Raw genomic sequence first — 19,851 nt, 5'->3', positions numbered from 1 at the left:
TACCAGAAGGCGTAGAAATGGTAATGCCAGGTGATAACATCAAAATGACAGTATCATTAATTCACCCAATCGCAATGGCAGAAGGTTTACGTTTTGCGATTCGTGAAGGTGGTCGTACTGTTGGTGCTGGTGTGGTTGCTAAAGTTATCAAATAATTATAGCTAACTATAAAGCGCATCGTAATGCGCTTTATCTCAGCAAAAAAGGCGCATATATTTGCGCCTTTTTTATTTTCTATAACGTTAATACAGCTGTTTAACATGTAATTTAAATTTCAACCTTTTTAATGAGGTAAATGGCTATCATTTGCCAAATTCAAAGTAACACCATTGCAAAATGCAATCTCAGCTTCTCCACTCGCCGCTGCCAATACTTTTACATCCAAGAAATCAGCAATTGCTCGCTTTACGCCACAGTTAAACAAAAAATATTCATCATAATTGATATCGTCAGTCATTTAGTTAAATTTATAAAAAAAAGATCATCATTCCACGCCTAAACAGCATCAAAGCGTTATTTATTTTTATTTAATTAATTATTACCTTAGGTTGGCAATAATAGAATTTTAAATTAACGCTATTTTTTACCAAATTTTGATAAATGTCATAGGATAATACCGCTATTTCGCAAATAATAATCATTATCATTTATTTTTTTGGGAAAGAAGATATTATGAGTAAGTTCAAGAAAATCGCTCAACAAACAATACTGACTTCACTTTGTTCAACCGTGGTATTGAGTCAATACTCGTTAGCAGACAATAGACCTGATGTGATATTAGTCACACCAAATAATGAATTATCTAAACATAGTGCATTGTCACCCAGTTACCAGCAGGAACAGAACAAATTAAATCAAACTGCTGGCGCAACGAATCTTGTTGTTCCCGATCAAGAAAATAGGCTATCGACACTACAAGATGCATTGGATTATCAACCCGGCATTATTATTCAGAATTTTTTTGGTGGGATAGATCAACCACGATTGAATATTCGCGGTTCTGGCGTTCAAAGTACGCCTCTTTCACGGGGTGTTTTACTATTGCAAGACGGTTTGCCTATTAATGATGCTGACGGCGATTTCCATATCAGTACGCTCGATATGCGAGATGCCCGATTGATTTCTATTTATCGTGGTGCCAACAGTAGTCATCCACAAAGTAATAGTTTAGGGGGAGAGCTGAATTTTATCTCGTTCACAGGAAAAGATGATAATGGTACTGCTCGCTATGAATATGGAGCATATGGTCGACAAGCCACTCAAATTGCTATAGGCAATAGTAGCGAGTCATATGGTATTGACGGCCGATTGAGTTTATCTTATGACCATTTCGACGGTTACCGTCATCATTCAACTTCACAGCGTAAAACAGCTCGAGCGAATTTTGGCTTTACTTCTGATAATGTTGAAAACCGCACATGGCTGAGTTGGACAGATGTACGCTTTGATATACCCGGGCCACTTTCGCAAAGTAAATCAAAACACTCTCCTAGGGCAATTGAAAACATTATCACGCTAACCGACCCGCATCGCCATACCGAGCAAGCCCGTATAGCTAATCGGACTAATTGGACTTTTGGCGATCAATCTCTTGAACTCGGTGTCTGGCACCAGCAAACTCATGATAATTTTATTACACCAGCCGATTACACATTAAGTCATAGTCGCACCACCGGTACTGAGCTGGCTTATCAATCCAAATTTAACGACATTACGTTTCATAGTGCCCTTGCTTGGGATAAAACGAATTTGGATCGCAAGTTATTGATGAATCGACGTAATACACCAATGTTTAAACGTTTACTTGGTAACTATACAGCCGTTGCAGAAAACATGAATGGTGCAATCGGCACATCTTGGAATATTAATGATGCTTGGCAGTTAAACCTAGATACCAAAGTTACGCACGCCAAACGAAATGTCGATACTCGCCATAGCAATAATAAGCTCAATCAGTCATGGACATTTTGGTCACCCAAAATTGGGATAATTTGGACACCGACAAGTGATAACCGCTTTTATGGCAACTTAAGTACCAGTAACGAGCCGGCATCATTTCGTGAAATTATTACCAGCAATGGAAGAAAAGCACAACTAAATAAGCTTGATCGCCAAAAAGGTATCACCGCTGAAATTGGCGGTAGCGGTAAAATTATTGAGAATGTAAATTGGGATGTAGCTTTATATCGCAGCATTATTAAAGATGAATATATTTCTACTTATGATGCCAATGGCAATACCGTAGGCATATCCAATTATGGCAGCAAAACCCGTCATCAAGGCATTGAAGCGGGTATAAAAGGCTTGTTACCTTCAGTCTTAAATAGTGGTGATATCGAATATCGTTTAACCTGGACTTATAGCGATTTTCGTTTTCAAGGTGGGCAATATAATCATCATTATATTGCAGGCATTCCAAGAAATATCATCAATGCTGAATTACTCTATAAAATAGATAACTGGACGTTTGGTCCTAATTTACACTGGTCACCGACTAACACGCCAGTTGATCACGCTAACAATATGCATATTCAGTACCGTGATCAATATGCTGTTTTTGGATTTAAGATAAATTATCAAAACCCTAAAGGCTGGTCAGGTTACATAATTGCCGATAATCTCACCAACAAACGTTATGCAAGTGCATCAGTTGCTAATCACGTAGTTGCATCAAAAAATGACATGACGTTATTTAGTGCAATGGGCTTTAATCTTAATGGTGGGATTGTTTATCACTTTTAATCGCTACCTACATATTATCATCTGACAGCATAACTATGGTGTCGTTGTCAGATGAGATAACAATTAAAATGAACGCTTGGAAGGTAGCGTTAACCCCTTCAGGTAGGCCGGCTTTAATACTTTAATAGAATGATTCTCAACTTTGATGATCTGATCTTTTCGCCAACTAGAGATAAGACGGCTTAATGTCTCATAACGCATACCCAACTTAGTTGCCAACTGACTGCGTGATATTGGTAATACAAATTGATAGGTATTTGTTGGGTTAGTACATAACGATAAAAAATAAGCCGCTAATCTTTGCTCTGCTGAGCTTGATGTTAACCAATCAATATTATTAATCTGTTCATATAATTTAGCACTAAAATTAACCAGTAAGCGCTGCATAATAATTGGGTGATCATGACAAACTTTAAGTAAACTGCTCTTATCAATCAAGAGTAAAGAACAGTCGGTTTTAGCCCGAATCGTCATTGGAAAACGGTTATGTGGCATAAAAATTGCGGCAATGGCGACCAATTGATAACTCGAGAATATACCAAAAATTTTTTCTTCACCGAGATAAGTATTTCGATATACTTCAACTTGCCCCCTAATCACCAGAGCACATCCCGATAAAGGCATCCCTTCATGCCCAAACATATCACCGATATCAAGTTCCATATACTGTGCAGTTTCAATAATTGGCAACAAAGCGCCATGGGTTAATCCATTAAATAATTTAACTTGGCTTAACCAATCAAAAATTTGTTGTTCGGTGGGTCTATTTTTGACAAATGTCATAGGTTTTACCTAAAGATACTTTTAAAATAAATTTAATATAGTTGATAACAATTCTTATTTCAACACTTAACTTTTTTAATAACCACATGAAATATCAGGGTTTATTTAAAAAATTACCTAAAATTTAAAGTACAAGGTTCGACTTTCGATAGGAGTATACAATGTCAAACAACACGATTACCCCCGCTCAAGCACTTGAACTCAATTCATTAATTACGCCAACTGAACAAGGCATTGCAAGCCGTGTTTTAGCTAAAACAACAGGCGGTAATTTAACGTTATTTGCTTTCGATAAAGGACAAGGGTTATCTGAGCATAGCGCCCCTTTCGATGCAATTGTTATGGTGATCGAAGGCGAATTGACATTAACGATTGATGGACAACCTGTTACAGCAAAACCCGGCACTATTGTCAGAATGCCAGCCAATATTCCTCATGCCGTTGAAGCGCCACAAGCGGCGAAAATGCTTTTAGTCATGCTAAGAGAAATCAATTAAACGACAATTAAGGAATAAAGATGAACAGCAATAAAGAAGCCGGGCATAAATTCCTTGCTAAATTAGGGAAAACCCGATTACGTCCGGGAGGTAAAAAAGCCACCGATTGGTTATTTAAGCAAGCACTCTTTACGCCACAAATGCAGGTACTTGAAATTGCTTGCAATATGGGCACAACCTCTATGGAGATTGCTAAGCGTTTTGGCTGCCATATTACAGGTATTGATATGGATAAGTTGGCTTTAGCAAAAGCAGAGGAAAATATTCGAAAAAACAAATTAGACCACTTAATCCACATCCAGCAAGCTGATGCATCAAAACTGCCGTTTGCGGATAACAGCTTTGATATAGTGATTAATGAGGCGATGCTTACAATGTATGCCGATAAAGCCAAAAATCATCTATTAAAAGAGTATTATCGTGTATTAAAGCCAGGTGGGAAATTACTTACCCATGATATTATGCTGGTTAACCCAAAACAGTCTGAGCAAATTATCAAGCATATTCGTCATGCAATCAATGTTAATGCTCAACCAACCAGCATTGAATCATGGTATCAATTATTTAACGATGCCGGATTTGTTGATATTAAATCCGAGCATAATGCAATGACATTGATGTCGCCAAAAGGGATGTTATACGACGAAGGTCTGTTTGGCACACTAAAAATCATTCGCAACGCCTTGCGCAAACAAAATCGCGCACAATTTTTTAAAATGTTTAAGACGTTTAAACATCATCATGACCAACTTAATTATATTGCAGTTTGTAGCACTAAAGCTTAATCAACAAGTTAATTGAGATACATGTTTATTTCCAACAATAGTCCTTTGGAACTTGGGGTTATGGTTAATGCCATAACCCTATTTTTTTATCTGCCAAAACCTAAAACGATAAAATCCCTAATCACTCAGCAATAGGCAAGCAAGTTGGCTGGGAATATCATGACTTCATAGCATTTTTTTGCTATAGTGAACGCCATTTTATTTAACTTGGATTAATCATAACCCATGGAAACTATTCCTAATTGCCCAGTTTGCCAATCTGAACACACCTATCACGATGGCACCTTTTACGTTTGCCCTGAGTGTGCTCATGAGTGGGATCCGAATCAAACAGTCTCATCTGAAGACGAACGACAAGTAAAAGACAGTAATGGTAATTTACTTGCTGACGGTGATGATATTATTTTAATTAAGGATCTTAAATTAAAAGGTTCATCTACTGTACTTAAAAAAGGTGCCAAAGCGAAAGGTATTCGTTTAGTTGACGGTGATCATGAAATCGATTGTAAAATCGATGGCATGAAAATCATGTTAAAAGCTTGTTTTGTAAAAAAAGCTTAATCCCACCGCTGTTTAATGCTGGTTTTACCAGCATTAAGTATCACTGCTGTTATTCATGCGTTTTCATTAACTGTCATCTCTGTTTTTCTCTTTAAATAACATCTTTAGCCAATTTATACTTAAAAACCTATAAAATCTGAAACTTCTTGACAAAAAATCTCTTTAAGCTTTAAACATCTGTTTCATTTTTCTGTTTTTTAATTAACAAAAAACCATAACATGGCTGAAATATGTTCAAACATCTGTCCAAAAATAAGCGCTGAAAATGTGGTAGTGTGGAAATTAAATCGGTTAACATTGCTAAGCCTAATAATAGGGTTATCGGATAACCGACTACAAAAATGGAGAGTTGCGGTGTAATTGAATCAATTTTTTACTTAAACACCCATAAAATCTGAAAGTTCTTGACAAAAAATCTCTTTAAACTTTAAACAACTGTTTTCATTTTTCTATTTTTTAATTAACAAAAAACCATAACATAGCTGAAATATACTCAAATATCTGTCCAGAAATAAGCGCTGAAAAATGTGGTAGTGTGGAAATTAAATCGGTTAACATTGCTAAGCCTAATAATAGGGTCATCGGATAACCGACTACAAAAATGGAGAGTTGCGGTGTAATTGAATCAATTTTTTACTTAAACACCTATAAAATCTGAAAGTTTTTGACAAAAATCTCTTTAAACTTTAAACATCTGTTTCATTTTTCTGTTTTTTAATTAACAAAAAACCATAACATAGCTGAAATATGCTCAAACATCTGTTCAAAAATAAGCTCTGAAAAATGTGGTAGCGTGGAAATTAAATAGGTTAACATTGCTAAGCCTAATAATAGGGTCATCGGATAACCGACTACAAAAATGGAGAGTTGTGGTGTGATTCGGTTTAATAGCCCTAAAGCTAAGTTAACTATCAATAGTAATGTCAATAATGGTAATGCTAGCATTAAACCATTGATAAAGAGCAAACCACTCATCTCGATGACGGTTAAATAACCATTGTGATTTAAAGGATCGGCGGCTATTGGAATAATATTAAAGCTATTTGATAAGCCATACAACAACCATAAATGGCCGTCGAGATTTAAAAAAATCAGTAAGGCGATTACATTAATTAATCTTGATAACACAGATGTGGAAGGTCCTCCTATGGGATCAAAAAAGGTTGCCATGCCTAATCCCATTTGCATAGAAATCAATTCGCCGGAAAACCGCATAGAGATAAACGCTAACTGCATAGCAAAACCAATCATCACACCAATCATAATTTGCTGAGCAATCACCCAAATCGCGATTAAAGAGTATATCGATAAGTCATCACTGAGCGGTGAAGACGGCAACAGCATCGCAATGATTAAGGCTAATGCTATTTTTACACGGTTAGGCACCTCTTTTTCACCGGTAATGGGCGCAACCATAATCAAAGCTAAAATACGAACAAAGGGAAAGAAGCAACCTTTAATCCAAGAGAAGAAATCAATATTGAAAAGCGTCTGAATATCCATAACGCTTAACTGGTTAAGTTAGGAATATCAGTAATAACAATCCGAATATAGTCAATCATTGTCGAAAGCATTGTTGGGCCTAAAATGATTAACACCACAATAACCGCTATAATTTTAGGAATGAATGATAATGTCATTTCGTTAATTTGGGTTGCTGCCTGCAATAAACTGATAATTAAACCGGTAATTAAAGCAGCTAACAATATTGGACCAGCCAATGAAGCGGCAACTTTAATCGCTTGCATGGCTAACGTGCTAATATATTCAGAGGGCATATCGTTCCTTAATCAAATCGCTATTAGCTAAAAAAACTTTGTGCTAAAGAGCCTAATAACAGGTGCCAACCATCTGCTAACACAAATAACATTATTTTAAATGGCAGGGAAACCGTTGCCGGTGGAACCATCATCATCCCTAGCGCCATTAAGGTGCTGGCAACCACTAAATCTATGACTAAAAACGGAATAAACAAGGTAAATCCGATCTGAAATGCGGTTTTTAATTCACTGACCACAAAAGCCGGTACAAGCACAGTTAATGGAATATCGTCACGAGTTTGAATATCACCAGCATGCGACATATTAACAAACAGTGCTAAATCGTTTTCACGTGTCTGGGTTAACATAAATTCACGTAATGGTTTGCTGGCGCTGGCTAACCCCTCTTGCATGGTAATTTGATTTTGTGAATAAGGAATATATGCATCGTGATAGATTTTATCGGTCACCGGCGACATGATAAAAAAGGTCATAAACAGTGCAATACCTAAAATAACCTGATTAGGCGGGGCTGACTGAGTGCCCAGCGCATTGCGTAATAAACCTAAAACAATGATGATGCGAGTAAAACTCGTCATCAATAACAAAATAACCGGTATGAATGTCAGTAAAGTCAGAAACACTAAAGTTTCAACAGGTAGCGACCAACTTTGTACACCATTAGATGATGTCTGAGTCATAATCGACAGTGGCGTGACATCAGCAGAACTATAGAAACTAAATAACAATAAGCTGAGCAAAATAACCCATTTTGACCACACTATTTGTTACTCCTTTTTAGATTTTAACGCTGACTGTAATAGTTGGTGAAACAAGCTATCTTTTTCACTTTCATTCGTTTCGGGTGGTTTGGCTAACAGCATTTCGGTGCGCTGCTCATTGATCGTATGCAGTAGTGTCATTTGATGTGGCGTGATACCCACAACCAGGAGTTTATGATCGACATAGATGAGAACAACCCGTTCTTTAGGACTAATGTTGAAAGTAGCTTTAACTTCCATAAGTTGTTCGCCACGCTTTTTCCAGTTAATACGTTTAACCAACCAAGCTAACAACACAATCATTGCTATCACACCGATTAATGAAATTGCGAACGATGAGCCGACTTGTGAATAAAAATTCATATCAGAGGGCATTGTTGTTGAACTGGTACTTGCCACAGTTGGCGCTGTTATGTTATTCATTAGCGACTCAATCGGCGTACACGTTCTGAAGGCGTAATAATATCGGTTATGCGTACGCCATAATTATCACCGACCACCACAATTTCACCTTGAGCAATTAAATAACCATTAATTAATATATCTAATGGCTCACCGGCTAATCCGTCTAAAGCAATCACTGAACCTTGTGTTAAATTTAATAGATCTTTAATTGCCATTTTAGTTCTGCCAAGCTCGACACTTAAGTTAACCGGAATATCCAAAATAAGATTTATATCTTGTTTTTTCACTTCGGATTGTTGTGGTGATAATGTTTCAAAGATCACATCTTGTGTGGTTGGCTTATCATTTGTTTCATTTTGAGATTGAGTATCATCGCTATTTTGTTTGATATCAGTCATTGAACACTCCTTCATTCAATTGTTCTAATACAGGATTACTTACCTGTTCTACTTGAATTGCATATTGTTTATTCACTCGACCATAATGCCCTTTTAATACCGGCACACCGCCAATTGTGACATCAAGGCTATCAGGCTTTTCTATATCTAAAATATCATTGACTTTTAATGCCAATAGTTTTGCGACAGTCGTTTGAATTTGAGTGAAGTTGGCGACTAATTCAACGGTTGATTGTTTAATACCACTGGTTAAAGAGCTCATCCAAACATTGTCATCTTGATAAGTTTGTTGCTCAATCGGTGGTTTGATTAATAACTCTTTGATAGGTTCAACCATTGCATAAGGAATGCAGATACAAAACGTAGCTTTACTGTTTCCAATCTCCACTTTGAACGTTGTGGCTAAAACCACATCGTCAGGTGAGCTGGTGATATTAGTAAATTTGCTTTGTACTTCTGATCGAATATATTCTGTTTCAATAGTGTAAATATCTGTCCAAGCATTTTGATAAATCGTTAATGCAAGCTCTAATACCCGTTTAATGATCTGTTGCTCAGTATGGGTAAATTCTCGCCCTTCGGTTTCCACTTTGGCGGCATGCCCATCACCACCAAATAGCGTATCGACGACAATAAAAACAATTTCAGGTGAAAATGAAAATAAACTTGTGCCCCGTAAAGGATTAAGGTGAACTAAATTTAAATGATAGGTAGATGAAACTTCTGAAAATTCTTTAAACGTTTGTGTTTCAATTGGCGAAGCAATCACGTCAGTATTACGGCGCAATAAATTGAATAAACCAATCCTAAATTGCCGGGCAAAACGTTCATTAATAATTTCTAATGCCGTTAAACGCTCAGGTATAAAACTATGTTTAACCGATAAATCATAAGGTTTTACTTCGGTTTTTTTACCTTGTAGGGTTTGAGTATCAAATCCGTTATCATTTTTTTTCATTGATGAACTATCCAATAACTCGGTATTGGAAGGCTCACTATTATTGACAGTAGATTTGAACTTATCGGACATAGAAATCACCGTATAATAAAATCAGTAAATAATACTTCATCAATTTTTACCTTATGTTTTGCATCATATTGGCGTGATAAAGCTGTCTTAATTTGTTCTTGTAAATCGATTTTGCCGGCTTCTTTTTTAAGATCACTGACATACTGTTTAGAAGTTAAAAGTAATACATCGCTTCTTACTTCCGGCAGATATTCTAATAACACCGTTTTTTGCTCTTCATTAGCAACGCGTAATACCATACCAACATAGAGAATTTTATTAATATCAACACTCTCTTCTGAGGTTGGTAGTGATATAGTGAAAGGTTTTAATGTTAAAAAAACCGGTGACACAATTTCCACCTCTTCTTGAGCCTGGACGGTATTTTTGGATTTATTTTGTAACCACAAATAAGCAGCAGCACCTAAGGCTAACAAAGTAATGAGAATAAGTATTAAGTTAAAAACACTTATTTTTTTTTGTGTAGTTGGCATAATTATTATTATCTCAATAAAAATAAAGAAAATTTATAGCTAAATAAATAGCAAAAAATTATAAAAATAATAAATCATGCAAAAAGAATTAATTTGAAGAATAGGCAATAAAAATACCACCTATTCGACCTTTTCAGCTTTAATTGGTAACAGACATTAGGTTATTAACATCATCACTATTTAAGCAAAGATACTGAGCCCGGAATAAGTCGATATCTTTTCTTGATGAGATTGCTCGATTGATTCATCAAAATCATCTGGTAATAATTCATCCATAAATTCTTTATGTTGGGGATCACTTGATGATTGTTCTGAATCATTCTTCATTGAAAACTCTCTGATATCGGTATGCTGTAATGTCATCCCTTGCTCTTCAAGCGAAGTTTTAAGATAGGGTAATGCCGACTCCAATACGCCTTTAACGGCATTATGTGCAGCCAGCATTTGAAGATTAAGCTTATCATCAATCATAGCAAGTTTGATATGTAACGATCCTAATGTTTCGGGGTGTAGTTTAATTTCAGCATTTTGTACACCTTGACGACAAATCATGGTAATTTTTTCAGTTAATGATGTTTGCCATTTTGAGACATCAATCGGCATCGGAAGTTTCATGGCAAAAACTTCCGAATTAGGCATCGTAGACGGCAGTAAAGTAGTCAGAAAATTTTGCCCGTCAACCACATTAAAAAAAGAGGGTGATTGCTCTAAATTAATTGGGCTTATGTTTTCAATATTATTGAGCTGTTCCATTTGCTCAACAATAGAGTTAAAACTCGGTGTCGTATTTTGAGTATTGATACTAGTTTGCAAAGGTGAGAGATAACTTTGTACTTTATCAACGTTGGCATGCTCGATAGTTTGCTCGTCGCTGTTTGAATTTGATAAGTGTGTCACCTGATCTTTCACCGAAGTTTTACTATAAAATTGCTCGCTTTCATTAATTGAAATAAGTAATCGTTGAGCTGATCGAATGTCAATCGCCGCATATTGCTCGCCACTATCTTCAACTACCCTATCTAACATCAACGAATCAGTCAATTTAGTATTGATTGTCGAGATGTGATCTTCACCTATTTCACCTTGGTTGAATGAGCAATCAATTGTTAAGCTCGTTTGTTGTAAGTTAAACGTATCGAATGGATTAGCCATTGCGATTAAGATATCACTGACATCACCTTCATCATATTTATCGACAATATCAGATTCAGCCGTTAGACCATTTTCGGTGACAACTATTTGCTTTTGGTTTTGCGCTAAAAGTTGCTGAAATAACTCACCGTCAGCAAACGACGGATCGGTTTGATTAAATTCTAATTGTTGAGATGTGTTTAATGATATATCACTGGTGAGATTAATATTCATTCAATGCTCTCCTTGCTAATTGCTGTTGGGCAAATTCATCGGTCATTTTTTGCTGTAAACGACTTTGTTGTTGCATATATTTTTGATGTTGTTTATTGAGCAGCGTTGTAAAAGTATTTAAATTTTTTTGCGATTGATTAAGTTCATTGGTGATCTGTTTTTGTTTGATATCCAACGTTAATAACAACTTTTTTTGTTGTTCAATACCATGTTCAATTGCTGAAATAAATGCATTAAAATTACTTAACTCACACCCTTTAATGCCGTTTGATAGTGCATCATTTAATCGTTGTTGATATTCGGTATAATAATCATTTAATACATTAAGCTGCGACTGCGCATTACGTTGATTATCATGAGCATGTTTCAATTTTATTAATGTGTTATCAACCGATTTTTGGGCTAATTTTTTTAACGTTAAAAATGCAAATTGTCCCGGATTTTGCTTATTCATTATTATTTCCTAACTGACAACTTAAGAACCAACTATACTTAACAACTGCTGATAAGCTTCTTGATAACTACAATGCTCATCAATCCCTTGTTGTAAAAAATGCTGCATCGCCGGAAACAACTTGATCGCTTGATCTAATAATCGATCGGTGCCCGATACATAAGCCCCTACATTAATCAAATCACGATTACGCTGAAAGCTGGAAAAAAGTTGTTTAAATAAACGTGATTTTCGTTCATCTTCCGGTGCAGTCAAATCGGTCATTACACGGCTGATCGACGCTTCTATGTCAATAGCAGGGTAATGCCCTGATTCTGCAAGCTGGCGTGACAATACAATATGACCATCTAAAATTGCTCTTGCCGAATCGGCAATTGGGTCTTGCTGATCATCGCCTTCTGTTAATACCGTATAAAAAGCGGTAATTGCACCTTTACCTTGCGCATCATTACCCGCTCGCTCAACTAAGGCCGGTAGTTTGGCAAAGACGGACGGTGGATACCCTTTAGTTGCAGGCGGTTCACCAATTGCCAAAGCGATTTCTCGTTGCGCCATGGCATAACGGGTTAAAGAATCCATGATGAGTAACACATTGAATCCTTGTTCTCGAAAGTTTTCGGCAATTTTGGTGGCGTAGGTTGCACCTTGTAAGCGCAGTAAAGGCGAAACATCAGCAGGAGCGGCGACCACAACTGATCGGGTAAGTCCTTCTTCACCAAGGATATTTTCAATAAAATCTTTAACTTCTCGTCCACGTTCACCAATTAATCCTACAACAATAATATCGGCTTTTGTATAACGAGCCATCATGCCCAGTAATACACTTTTACCCACACCGGAACCGGCAAATAATCCCATCCGTTGTCCTTGACCAACTGTGAGTAAAGCATTAATAGCTCTAATGCCAACATCTAACACCTGACTAATAGGCGTGCGCTGTAGTGGATTGAGTGATTTACTGGCTAATCCTTCATATTCGATATGTTCTGGCAACGGTTTTCCGTCAAGTGGTTTACCCATTGCATCAACCACTCGCCCTAATAAGCCCATACCAATTGGCAAAACTTTATGACTAAAATGGGCTAAATCGTATTGGGAGGTATATACTCTGGCACCAAGCAAAATACCGTCAGTTGATTCAAATGGCATTAAATATAGTGTTTGCTCATTGAAACCAACAACCTCACACTCAACCGCTTCAATTTTTCCATGCGTTTGTCGCTCTACAAAGCAGTTTGAGCCTAACGGTAGTTTTAATCCGACTGCTTCTAAGACTAATCCGGATGCTTTAACTAATCGCCCATATTGCCGAATCAAAGATAAAGATTGCAGTTGCGTTGTTGCCCGATCAATCTTAGTCATCCATTGAGAACCAAACGCCACGCTATTGCTTATCCCCATGTATACATTCAGACATTATTCGCCATTGTTCGGCAATACATGCATCAATTTCATTGGTATCAGTAAATACCTTGCACCCGCCCGGCTCAATGCTGGCATCTGGAACAATTTGCCATTCATTTTGGTTAATTTGTTCATTCAGCAGTGGCTCTAGCCATTGCAAATCACTCGGATTAAGATGCAATGATAGCGGTTTGGATAACATTGAACACTCTTGAACTAGCGCTTTAATTGTCTGCATTAATTGTTTTTGCCGTACTTTGGTGATAGAGCCAACTGTTTTTTCGGCAGCAACTAAGGCCAAATCAAATAATTTAGGTACGATTAGTGCATCAATATCATCGATAGCTCGCTGAAAATTGGTTACTAAATTACTAATTGATTTAACAGCATTTAGTTTTTCATCATTAAGCTGCTCCTCAATTTGGGCTCGCCCTTCTTGTTGACCAAGTTGATAACCTTGCTCATAACCGGCTTGATGACCAACGTTAATCCCCTCTTGTTTGCCTAAATTAAATCCTTCTTGATAAGCTTGTTCTTTGGTTTGCTGTCGAATATTTTCCAACTCTCGCTCAATTTCCAGCGGATCGACTTGCATAACAGCCGGCTCAGCTTCAACTTCTGCAACCGAGTCCAATTCGACAATGTCTAACTCGTGTATTGGTTTTGTTAATTGTGATAATTCCGATGCGGATAAATCTTGAAAATTTAGCGGTTGCCAACTTATCGCATTTGAATGATTAGACATATTCATCATCACCACTACTTAAGATCATTTCACCGGTTTCAGCTAACCTACGTGCAATAACCAAAATTTTCTTCTGTTCAGTTTCAACTTGTGACAATCTAACAGGCGGTCGATTTTCTAAATCTTCACGCAAGATAGATGCAGCACGTTGCGACATATTACTTAATAATTTTTCACGTAATGAGAGTGATGCGCCTTTTAATGCAATAATTAATGTCTCGTTATCAACTTCTTTGAGTAAACGTTGGATACTTCTATCATCAACTTCAACCAGATTTTCAAATAAGAACATTTCATCAATAATTTTCTGTGCAAGCTCACCGTCATAATCACGCAATGCGTTGATAACCAGTTCTTCTTGCTGTGATTTCATCAAGTTAATGATTTCAGCCGCAGTGCGGATACCACCAAGATTGTTCAATTTAATATTTTGTCCGTGTAGTAAGGTTGATAACGAAGTAGACAGGACTTGTAATGCTGAAGGTTCAACACCACCAAAGGTTGCGATACGTAACATCACATCATTACGCAACTCATCATCAAATAGATTTAATATTTCAGCGGCTAAATCACGATTGAGATGAACTAATATGGTTGCAATAATTTGTGGGTGCTCTTTTTTCACCAAATCAACTGCCCGTGCTGCATCAACAAAATTAAGCATTTCAAGCCCGTCTGTTGCTTCCTCACGGTCTGTTTTCAACAATTCATCAAGTAATCGGCCGGCTTTTTCACTACCAATCGATTTTTCGAGTATTGAACGCAAATAGCCGTTGGTATCGGTATTTAATACCGCACACTCTTCAAGTGTGACTTGGCACTCATTAAGTATGCCTTTTAATTGATCTTGCGAAAATTGAGGCAAAGACATCATTGCGCTACTAATTTGTTGTACTTCTTTTGGGCTGAGGTACTGCATAACCTGAGAGGCAAGATCCTCACCCAACACCATTAAAACTGTCGCTGCTTTTTGGGATTGACTTAAGGTCATTATTCGGAGCCCTCATTATTTAACCAACCACGTATAATTAACGCCATTACACGAGGATCTTTCTCGACAATCTTACGAATATATTGTTGCTGCTGCATGTTATCTTCAAAGATTTTCTGTTGTTGTTTACTGTGTGCTTTGTAATCTAATTTCTCTTCTCCACTTGATGAAGCATCAGAAGATTGATTAGTCGAATGCAATAACTGTCGCTGTAATTTTATCCATAATGAACGTAACATTTTCTTCCACGCAAACCATGCAATTAAAATATAAATCAGATATTTAATGCCCATTTTGAGCAAATCATAAAATTCAGACGAATTTAAAAAAGCAAAGGTTTGATTATCATCATCAACCTGATCGGTAAATTTCAGATTGGCCACGGTCAGACTATCGCCTCGTAGATCAGAAAAGCCCATAGCTTGACGAGCTAATGCTTCTATATTGGCAAGTTCATCTTTATCCAGCTTTACCCACTGCTCTGTCGCTTCTTTTGCGCTGTCATCTTGCTTGTCATCCGTTTTTTCAATTTGCTCTGTATTGACAAACTTATAATTGACCAAAACAGCAACCGATAAACGTTTAATGCGTCCTTCCGGTATTTTGCTGTGAACAACTTGACGATTAACTTCAAAGTTCAATGTATTATTGGTTTGTAAATTGTAGTTTTGTTGTTTATTGTTTTTATCTTCTTTATCACTTTGTTCATCAATAGGGGCGCTTGAATTAGGTACCGGCTGATTAGATAAAGCACCCGGCACACCACCAATACCACTGTTAGCAGCTAATTGCCGATTTTCTACTTGTTGCTTACTGCGAACAGTTTGATTAGCCATATCACTATTAGGGTCAAAGGTTTCTGATGTGGATTCTTGACGACTAAAATCGACTTCCGCATTAACCTGTACCATGACATTTGATTTACCTAAGATAGGAATAATAATCTTTTCTACCCGCTCACGAATGCCGGTTTCGATTCGTTCACTAAATTCCAACTGTGCAACATTAACATTACTGTCACGATATTTTTCACCCGTTAATAAATGACCACGCTGATCAATAATCGTGACTTTATCCGCTTGTAATTCAGGTACACTACTTGAAATTAAATGAATAATGGCATCAATTTGACCTTGTGATAAACTTCGTCCGGGTAATAAAGTGAGAGCAACCGATGCTGACGGGAATTTTCGTTCTCTGACAAATAATGAAGGTTTAGGCATAGCTAAATGAACTCTAGCATCATCAACACTGCTGATAATTGAAATCGTTCTTGATAGCTCGCCTTCTAACGCTCGTTGATAATTAATCTGCTCATTAAATTGGCTCATGCCAAAACTTTCTTTGTCGAGCAATTCAAATCCAACTGCCCCACCTTTTGGCAGCCCTTGCTGTGCAATACGTAAACGGGTCTGATAAATTTTATCTTCAGGTATTAATATGGTTGAGCCAGATGATGAAAATTGATAAGGGATATTCATTTTATCAAGTTGGCTAATGATTTCACCGCCATCTTTATCATTTAGATTGCTAAACAAAACCCCATAATCATCATCTTTAAGCCATAAATAGGCGATACTACTTATTGCCACTATCACTACCCCAATGATAAGCAATAGCATTTTACGATTTTGTTTGAATTGATTGATAAAAGGTAACTTATTAAATAAAGACTTGCCTTTATTACCAACAGTCTGGCTATCCATAAATATCCTAATTCTAAACTGATCAGATTAATTCTATGCTCTATTATCAGTCTATTTAGAAAATTCAATAGCTAAAAAAGCCGACCCTTTTCCCCTTAGTTATCCCTTTTAAATTTTTAGCAATATGATAATTTCATTACCACGTCAATTAAGCTCAACAAAAGTACTTTGCCTATCAATGAATACAATCAATACATTTAATCATCCTCAGCTAATAGCATTATCACCAGCAACCAATACCTTCTCGAAACAACCTTTGTCAGATAATCAAAGTTTTGCTGCGCATTTAAATTTAGCGTTAAACAAAATTAGTGATGCACAAATTTTGGCAAATAATCAAGCCAAAGCTTTTGAAATGGGAGAGCCCAATATTTCATTGAATGAAGTTATGGTCAATCTCCAAAAATCCTCAGTATCGTTACAATTTGGTATTCAAGTTCGTAATAAACTGGTTTCGGCATATCAAGAGATAATGAATATGAATGTTTAATTATTGATGTTTATTATCAATAATTAACTTTTTGTTTTTTAGGTATTTGCTGATTTGATGTAAAAGCCAATTTATTGCTAATCGCAGCAGCTAATAAGCAAAAATCAGCCTCAACAGTTTAGTAGTAGGATTTTATCAACGCTATTGCCCGACTTACATTAAGCTGGCAATTTCTTGATAACGACTTATTTTATTTTGATAATCAACCTGTTCGCCAATCAACTCTTTGAGCTGAGTATGGCGAGTGATAACCAGTTGGGTTAATTGTTGTTGATAGCTAAATATATTTTTAACGTACATTTTCACCATATCTTGATGTTGTTGCGGTATTTTATCAATTTCAGTTAAATCTTCGTTGAACATAATACGTTTGGCTAGTTGAACATATTTTGGTTGCCAACTTAATAATAATTCCCAATCATTATTACGCGCATTAATTAACATCTGTTCAATAACATAATTAAACTGTTCATATTTTTCTAATAATGCAGTAGTGTTCACAATAAATTCCTTTTTATTTTGCAATCTCACGCCAAGCATCAGCAATGTTGTTTAACAAATCATAACAAGTTTGTAGCTTATCTTGGCTATTATGTAGATTGGCTAAAACTAATTGTTGACTGATATAGTGATATAAACGATCTAAGTTTTCGGCAATTTCACCACCTTGTTCAAGATCTAAAGCGCTTTTAAGACCATTATCGACAATATTAATCGCTTTGGATATCGCTTTACCTTTACCGGCAATGTCGCCTTTTTGGATATATAAGTTAGCTAACTTTATGGCATTAAGTGCCCCATCAAATAATAAAACGATTAGTTGATGAGGTGAGGCTTGACTAACACAGGTTTCTAAATTAACTTGCTGATATGCTTGAGAGCCAACTTTATACATCTTTATTCCTTACTTTATTTTTTCAAATTTGCCATCATTTCAAATTGTGTGGTCAAATAGTTACTCATGCTATCTAAAGAGCTGATTAATACATCTAATTTTGTAAATTGAACTCGATAACGCTCAACTGTTTGTTCTATTGAATTATTGACCTGTTCATAGCGTTTATCCAATGATTTTAATGTTGAATTTAAACCATTAGTGGCAGAATCAATCATCCCATCACTATCAATAAAACTACTTACTTTAGCGAAAACTTCATTGGCAATACCGGTTGTTTCACCATCACCAATAAATAAGCCCGCCACTGCATCACTATTTTCATTGAGTACTTTTTGTAGTTGATTTTGATTAATGGTTAAAGTGCCACTATTATCCATATTAATGCCAATTTGAGCTAAAACAGAAAATTCACCCGATTGTCCTTTTGCAAATATTGAGCGGATACTTTGATCAATATTACGCAATGTCGAGTCACCAATAAGTGGGCCATTTGTATTGTTTAATTCGCTTGAATTTCCGTCTTTAGCAGTAAACTGCGTCAAAGTTGAAATGGTGGATTGTAATTGGTTAAATGCCTCAACCCATTGTTTAATTGCCTCTTGCGCTTTTTCATTATCGGCGGTGATAGCTAACGTTTGACTGGTTGTTGTGGTCGCCTTTAACGTGATATCCACACCAGCAACAACTTCTTTAACCGTATTTGAAGCACTGGTAATAGCAACACCATTAAAGGTAAATTTCGCATCTTGCGCCTTTGCAACTTGTGTCATGCTTGACGCTTCAGGCTGATTAATGTCAAATCCAATAGTATTATTTAATACTTCATCATCGGATGAAATCGAGGTAATTGTCTGCTGTTCACCTGTCTCTTTTGAGGTAATAACCAATTGATAGCTACCTGTTCCCGAACGTACCACTGAAGCATTCATCGTTGAGTCACTTTGGCTACCGTCCTCATTAGTTACTTTGGCTTGATTAATGGCATTAGCAATTGACTCAAGCGATGTTTCATCATTATTTAAAGTAACACTTAGGCTTTTGCCATTTGCTTGTTCAATGGTAACTGTTCGTGTTTGATTGCCGTTACCTAAAGCACTATTTTTATCATTAACTGCCGTTGTTGACACACTATGAGCGGTGGCTAATTGGTCAACACTAACTGCATAGTTGCCTAAGATAGCTTTGCTATTTACATTAGTGGTAAAGAAATTGTCATTACCGGTTGCTGTTCGGCTATTAAAGAGTTCTTTATTTTGAAGCTTTTGAGTGGCAGTATTAAAAGTTGTTAATGCACTTTTTAATTTACCAAAACCACTAATTTTGGCATTAATCGCCTTTTGTTGAGCAGCAATAGGGGTTAAACGTGCTTTTTCAACTGCTTCTAACTGATTTAAAACTTCATTAAGGTCAATGCCTGAACCTATTCCCAAAATACTCATTGACATAACTAAACCCACCTTTTGTCTTTATTCAATATTTTGTATATCGGCCAATTGAGCAAAAAGTTTAACGATTTACAATGATCTTTATTACAGGCACATAAGGACATTACTATTTTTAATTAAATAAAATCAGAAAACCA

23 protein-coding genes and 1 pseudogene are annotated in these 19,851 nt (G+C 36.4%); 6 read left to right on the top strand and 18 right to left on the bottom strand.

Annotated elements, in window-relative coordinates; all coding sequences use genetic code 11:
• Nucleotides 1-155, top strand: a pseudogene (locus J3U74_RS08065) (elongation factor Tu); the annotation flags it as partial.
• Nucleotides 156-283: 128 nt separating this feature from the next.
• Here the strand turns inward: J3U74_RS08065 and J3U74_RS08060 are convergent.
• The gene (locus tag J3U74_RS08060; RefSeq protein WP_267329359.1) at nt 284-457 is read right to left on the bottom strand and encodes a hypothetical protein; all 174 of its coding nucleotides are present in this window, start codon (nt 455-457) and stop codon (nt 284-286) included.
• A gap of 215 nt (nt 458-672) precedes the next feature.
• Here J3U74_RS08060 and J3U74_RS08055 point away from each other — a divergent pair, with 215 nt between their 5' ends.
• Complete coding sequence (locus J3U74_RS08055; protein WP_267329358.1) at nt 673-2,742, top strand: TonB-dependent receptor family protein; 2,070 nt, start codon at nt 673-675, stop codon at nt 2,740-2,742.
• A gap of 63 nt (nt 2,743-2,805) precedes the next feature.
• Here J3U74_RS08055 and J3U74_RS08050 read toward each other — a convergent pair whose 3' ends face one another.
• Nucleotides 2,806-3,525, bottom strand: a complete 720-nt coding sequence (locus J3U74_RS08050) for a Crp/Fnr family transcriptional regulator (RefSeq protein ID WP_220218326.1) — start codon at nt 3,523-3,525, stop codon at nt 2,806-2,808.
• 161 nt (nt 3,526-3,686) lie between these two features.
• Here J3U74_RS08050 and J3U74_RS08045 point away from each other — a divergent pair, with 161 nt between their 5' ends.
• From J3U74_RS08045 to J3U74_RS08035, 3 genes are all read left to right on the top strand, one after another.
• Nucleotides 3,687-4,022, top strand: a complete 336-nt coding sequence (locus J3U74_RS08045; protein WP_267329357.1) for a cupin domain-containing protein — start codon at nt 3,687-3,689, stop codon at nt 4,020-4,022.
• 20 nt (nt 4,023-4,042) lie between these two features.
• Nucleotides 4,043-4,807 (top strand): class I SAM-dependent methyltransferase, encoded by a 765-nt coding sequence (locus J3U74_RS08040; RefSeq protein WP_267329356.1) that lies wholly within the window; start codon nt 4,043-4,045, stop codon nt 4,805-4,807.
• A gap of 225 nt (nt 4,808-5,032) precedes the next feature.
• Entirely contained in the window at nt 5,033-5,368 is a 336-nt protein-coding gene (locus tag J3U74_RS08035) for a zinc ribbon domain-containing protein YjdM (protein ID WP_267329355.1), read from the top strand.
• 714 nt (nt 5,369-6,082) lie between these two features.
• Here the strand turns inward: J3U74_RS08035 and fliR are convergent.
• From fliR to fliF, 13 genes are all read right to left on the bottom strand, one after another.
• Nucleotides 6,083-6,871, bottom strand: a complete 789-nt coding sequence (fliR, locus tag J3U74_RS08030) for a flagellar biosynthetic protein FliR (RefSeq protein WP_267329354.1) — start codon at nt 6,869-6,871, stop codon at nt 6,083-6,085.
• A gap of 5 nt (nt 6,872-6,876) precedes the next feature.
• A complete protein-coding gene (gene fliQ / locus J3U74_RS08025; RefSeq protein WP_220218331.1) occupies nt 6,877-7,146 on the bottom strand; it encodes a flagellar biosynthesis protein FliQ in 270 nt (89 codons plus the stop codon).
• Between the two features lie 23 nt (nt 7,147-7,169).
• On the bottom strand, nt 7,170-7,910 hold the full coding sequence (gene fliP / locus J3U74_RS08020; protein WP_324099759.1) for a flagellar type III secretion system pore protein FliP: 741 nt from the start codon (nt 7,908-7,910) through the stop codon (nt 7,170-7,172).
• A 6-nt stretch (nt 7,911-7,916) separates the two neighbouring features.
• Nucleotides 7,917-8,333, bottom strand: a complete 417-nt coding sequence (gene fliO, locus J3U74_RS08015) for a flagellar biosynthetic protein FliO (RefSeq protein WP_267329353.1) — start codon at nt 8,331-8,333, stop codon at nt 7,917-7,919.
• Nucleotides 8,333-8,713 (bottom strand): flagellar motor switch protein FliN, encoded by a 381-nt coding sequence (gene fliN / locus J3U74_RS08010; protein ID WP_366915680.1) that lies wholly within the window; start codon nt 8,711-8,713, stop codon nt 8,333-8,335. The genes fliO and fliN overlap by 1 nt, the downstream gene beginning before the upstream one ends.
• Nucleotides 8,706-9,671: a flagellar motor switch protein FliM gene (fliM, locus tag J3U74_RS08005; RefSeq protein WP_370634073.1), complete on the bottom strand. Its 966-nt coding sequence runs from the start codon at nt 9,669-9,671 to the stop codon at nt 8,706-8,708. Before fliM ends, fliN begins: the two co-directional genes overlap by 8 nt.
• A gap of 77 nt (nt 9,672-9,748) precedes the next feature.
• A complete protein-coding gene (locus J3U74_RS08000; protein WP_220218335.1) occupies nt 9,749-10,216 on the bottom strand; it encodes a flagellar basal body-associated FliL family protein in 468 nt (155 codons plus the stop codon).
• A 180-nt stretch (nt 10,217-10,396) separates the two neighbouring features.
• Nucleotides 10,397-11,581, bottom strand: coding sequence for a flagellar hook-length control protein FliK (locus tag J3U74_RS07995; RefSeq protein WP_267329351.1), 1,185 nt, complete (start codon nt 11,579-11,581; stop codon nt 10,397-10,399).
• Entirely contained in the window at nt 11,571-12,035 is a 465-nt protein-coding gene (gene fliJ, locus J3U74_RS07990; RefSeq protein WP_267329350.1) for a flagellar export protein FliJ, read from the bottom strand. Before fliJ ends, J3U74_RS07995 begins: the two co-directional genes overlap by 11 nt.
• A gap of 21 nt (nt 12,036-12,056) precedes the next feature.
• Complete coding sequence (gene fliI / locus J3U74_RS07985) at nt 12,057-13,397, bottom strand: flagellar protein export ATPase FliI (RefSeq protein ID WP_416379780.1); 1,341 nt, start codon at nt 13,395-13,397, stop codon at nt 12,057-12,059.
• Nucleotides 13,398-13,419: 22 nt separating this feature from the next.
• Nucleotides 13,420-14,184: a flagellar assembly protein FliH gene (locus J3U74_RS07980; RefSeq protein ID WP_267329348.1), complete on the bottom strand. Its 765-nt coding sequence runs from the start codon at nt 14,182-14,184 to the stop codon at nt 13,420-13,422.
• Nucleotides 14,177-15,178, bottom strand: coding sequence for a flagellar motor switch protein FliG (fliG, locus tag J3U74_RS07975; protein ID WP_366915682.1), 1,002 nt, complete (start codon nt 15,176-15,178; stop codon nt 14,177-14,179). Before fliG ends, J3U74_RS07980 begins: the two co-directional genes overlap by 8 nt.
• Entirely contained in the window at nt 15,175-16,881 is a 1,707-nt protein-coding gene (fliF, locus tag J3U74_RS07970) for a flagellar basal-body MS-ring/collar protein FliF (protein WP_267329347.1), read from the bottom strand. The genes fliG and fliF overlap by 4 nt, the downstream gene beginning before the upstream one ends.
• 178 nt (nt 16,882-17,059) lie before the next feature.
• On the opposite strand from fliF, the gene fliE reads away from it, so the two are divergent.
• On the top strand, nt 17,060-17,371 hold the full coding sequence (fliE, locus tag J3U74_RS07965) for a flagellar hook-basal body complex protein FliE (RefSeq protein ID WP_267329346.1): 312 nt from the start codon (nt 17,060-17,062) through the stop codon (nt 17,369-17,371).
• A gap of 153 nt (nt 17,372-17,524) precedes the next feature.
• Here fliE and J3U74_RS07960 read toward each other — a convergent pair whose 3' ends face one another.
• The 3 genes from J3U74_RS07960 to fliD are packed head-to-tail and all read right to left on the bottom strand — an operon-like array spanning nt 17,525 to nt 19,714.
• A complete protein-coding gene (locus J3U74_RS07960) occupies nt 17,525-17,872 on the bottom strand; it encodes a hypothetical protein (protein ID WP_220218343.1) in 348 nt (115 codons plus the stop codon).
• Between the two features lie 13 nt (nt 17,873-17,885).
• Complete coding sequence (gene fliS, locus J3U74_RS07955; protein WP_220218344.1) at nt 17,886-18,266, bottom strand: flagellar export chaperone FliS; 381 nt, start codon at nt 18,264-18,266, stop codon at nt 17,886-17,888.
• A 14-nt stretch (nt 18,267-18,280) separates the two neighbouring features.
• On the bottom strand, nt 18,281-19,714 hold the full coding sequence (fliD, locus tag J3U74_RS07950) for a flagellar filament capping protein FliD (protein ID WP_267329345.1): 1,434 nt from the start codon (nt 19,712-19,714) through the stop codon (nt 18,281-18,283).
• Between the last annotated feature and the right edge of the window lie 137 nt (nt 19,715-19,851).

This window comes from Gilliamella sp. B3892, from assembly GCF_026536305.1.
Lineage (GTDB): Bacteria > Pseudomonadota > Gammaproteobacteria > Enterobacterales > Orbaceae > Gilliamella.
This window is presented reverse-complemented; position numbering and strand designations above follow the sequence as displayed.

Excerpts from the sequence above, each read along its gene's own strand:
- J3U74_RS08060 (WP_267329359.1), bottom strand. The coding sequence starts at position 457 with ATGACTGACGATATCAATTATGATGAATATTTTTTGTTTAACTGTGGC.
- J3U74_RS08055 (WP_267329358.1), top strand. The coding sequence starts at position 673 with ATGAGTAAGTTCAAGAAAATCGCTCAACAAACAATACTGACTTCACTT.
- J3U74_RS08050 (WP_220218326.1), bottom strand. The coding sequence starts at position 3,525 with ATGACATTTGTCAAAAATAGACCCACCGAACAACAAATTTTTGATTGG.
- J3U74_RS08045 (WP_267329357.1), top strand. The coding sequence starts at position 3,687 with ATGTCAAACAACACGATTACCCCCGCTCAAGCACTTGAACTCAATTCA.
- J3U74_RS08040 (WP_267329356.1), top strand. The coding sequence starts at position 4,043 with ATGAACAGCAATAAAGAAGCCGGGCATAAATTCCTTGCTAAATTAGGG.
- J3U74_RS08035 (WP_267329355.1), top strand. The coding sequence starts at position 5,033 with ATGGAAACTATTCCTAATTGCCCAGTTTGCCAATCTGAACACACCTAT.
- fliR (WP_267329354.1), bottom strand. The coding sequence starts at position 6,871 with ATGGATATTCAGACGCTTTTCAATATTGATTTCTTCTCTTGGATTAAA.
- fliQ (WP_220218331.1), bottom strand. The coding sequence starts at position 7,146 with ATGCCCTCTGAATATATTAGCACGTTAGCCATGCAAGCGATTAAAGTT.
- fliO (WP_267329353.1), bottom strand. The coding sequence starts at position 8,333 with ATGAATAACATAACAGCGCCAACTGTGGCAAGTACCAGTTCAACAACA.
- fliN (WP_366915680.1), bottom strand. The coding sequence starts at position 8,713 with ATGACTGATATCAAACAAAATAGCGATGATACTCAATCTCAAAATGAA.
- fliM (WP_370634073.1), bottom strand. The coding sequence starts at position 9,671 with ATGAAAAAAAATGATAACGGATTTGATACTCAAACCCTACAAGGTAAA.
- J3U74_RS08000 (WP_220218335.1), bottom strand. The coding sequence starts at position 10,216 with ATGCCAACTACACAAAAAAAAATAAGTGTTTTTAACTTAATACTTATT.
- J3U74_RS07995 (WP_267329351.1), bottom strand. The coding sequence starts at position 11,581 with ATGAATATTAATCTCACCAGTGATATATCATTAAACACATCTCAACAA.
- fliJ (WP_267329350.1), bottom strand. The coding sequence starts at position 12,035 with ATGAATAAGCAAAATCCGGGACAATTTGCATTTTTAACGTTAAAAAAA.
- fliI (WP_416379780.1), bottom strand. The coding sequence starts at position 13,397 with ATGACTAAGATTGATCGGGCAACAACGCAACTGCAATCTTTATCTTTG.
- J3U74_RS07980 (WP_267329348.1), bottom strand. The coding sequence starts at position 14,184 with ATGTCTAATCATTCAAATGCGATAAGTTGGCAACCGCTAAATTTTCAA.
- fliF (WP_267329347.1), bottom strand. The coding sequence starts at position 16,881 with ATGGATAGCCAGACTGTTGGTAATAAAGGCAAGTCTTTATTTAATAAG.
- fliE (WP_267329346.1), top strand. The coding sequence starts at position 17,060 with ATGAATACAATCAATACATTTAATCATCCTCAGCTAATAGCATTATCA.
- fliS (WP_220218344.1), bottom strand. The coding sequence starts at position 18,266 with ATGTATAAAGTTGGCTCTCAAGCATATCAGCAAGTTAATTTAGAAACC.
- fliD (WP_267329345.1), bottom strand. The coding sequence starts at position 19,714 with ATGTCAATGAGTATTTTGGGAATAGGTTCAGGCATTGACCTTAATGAA.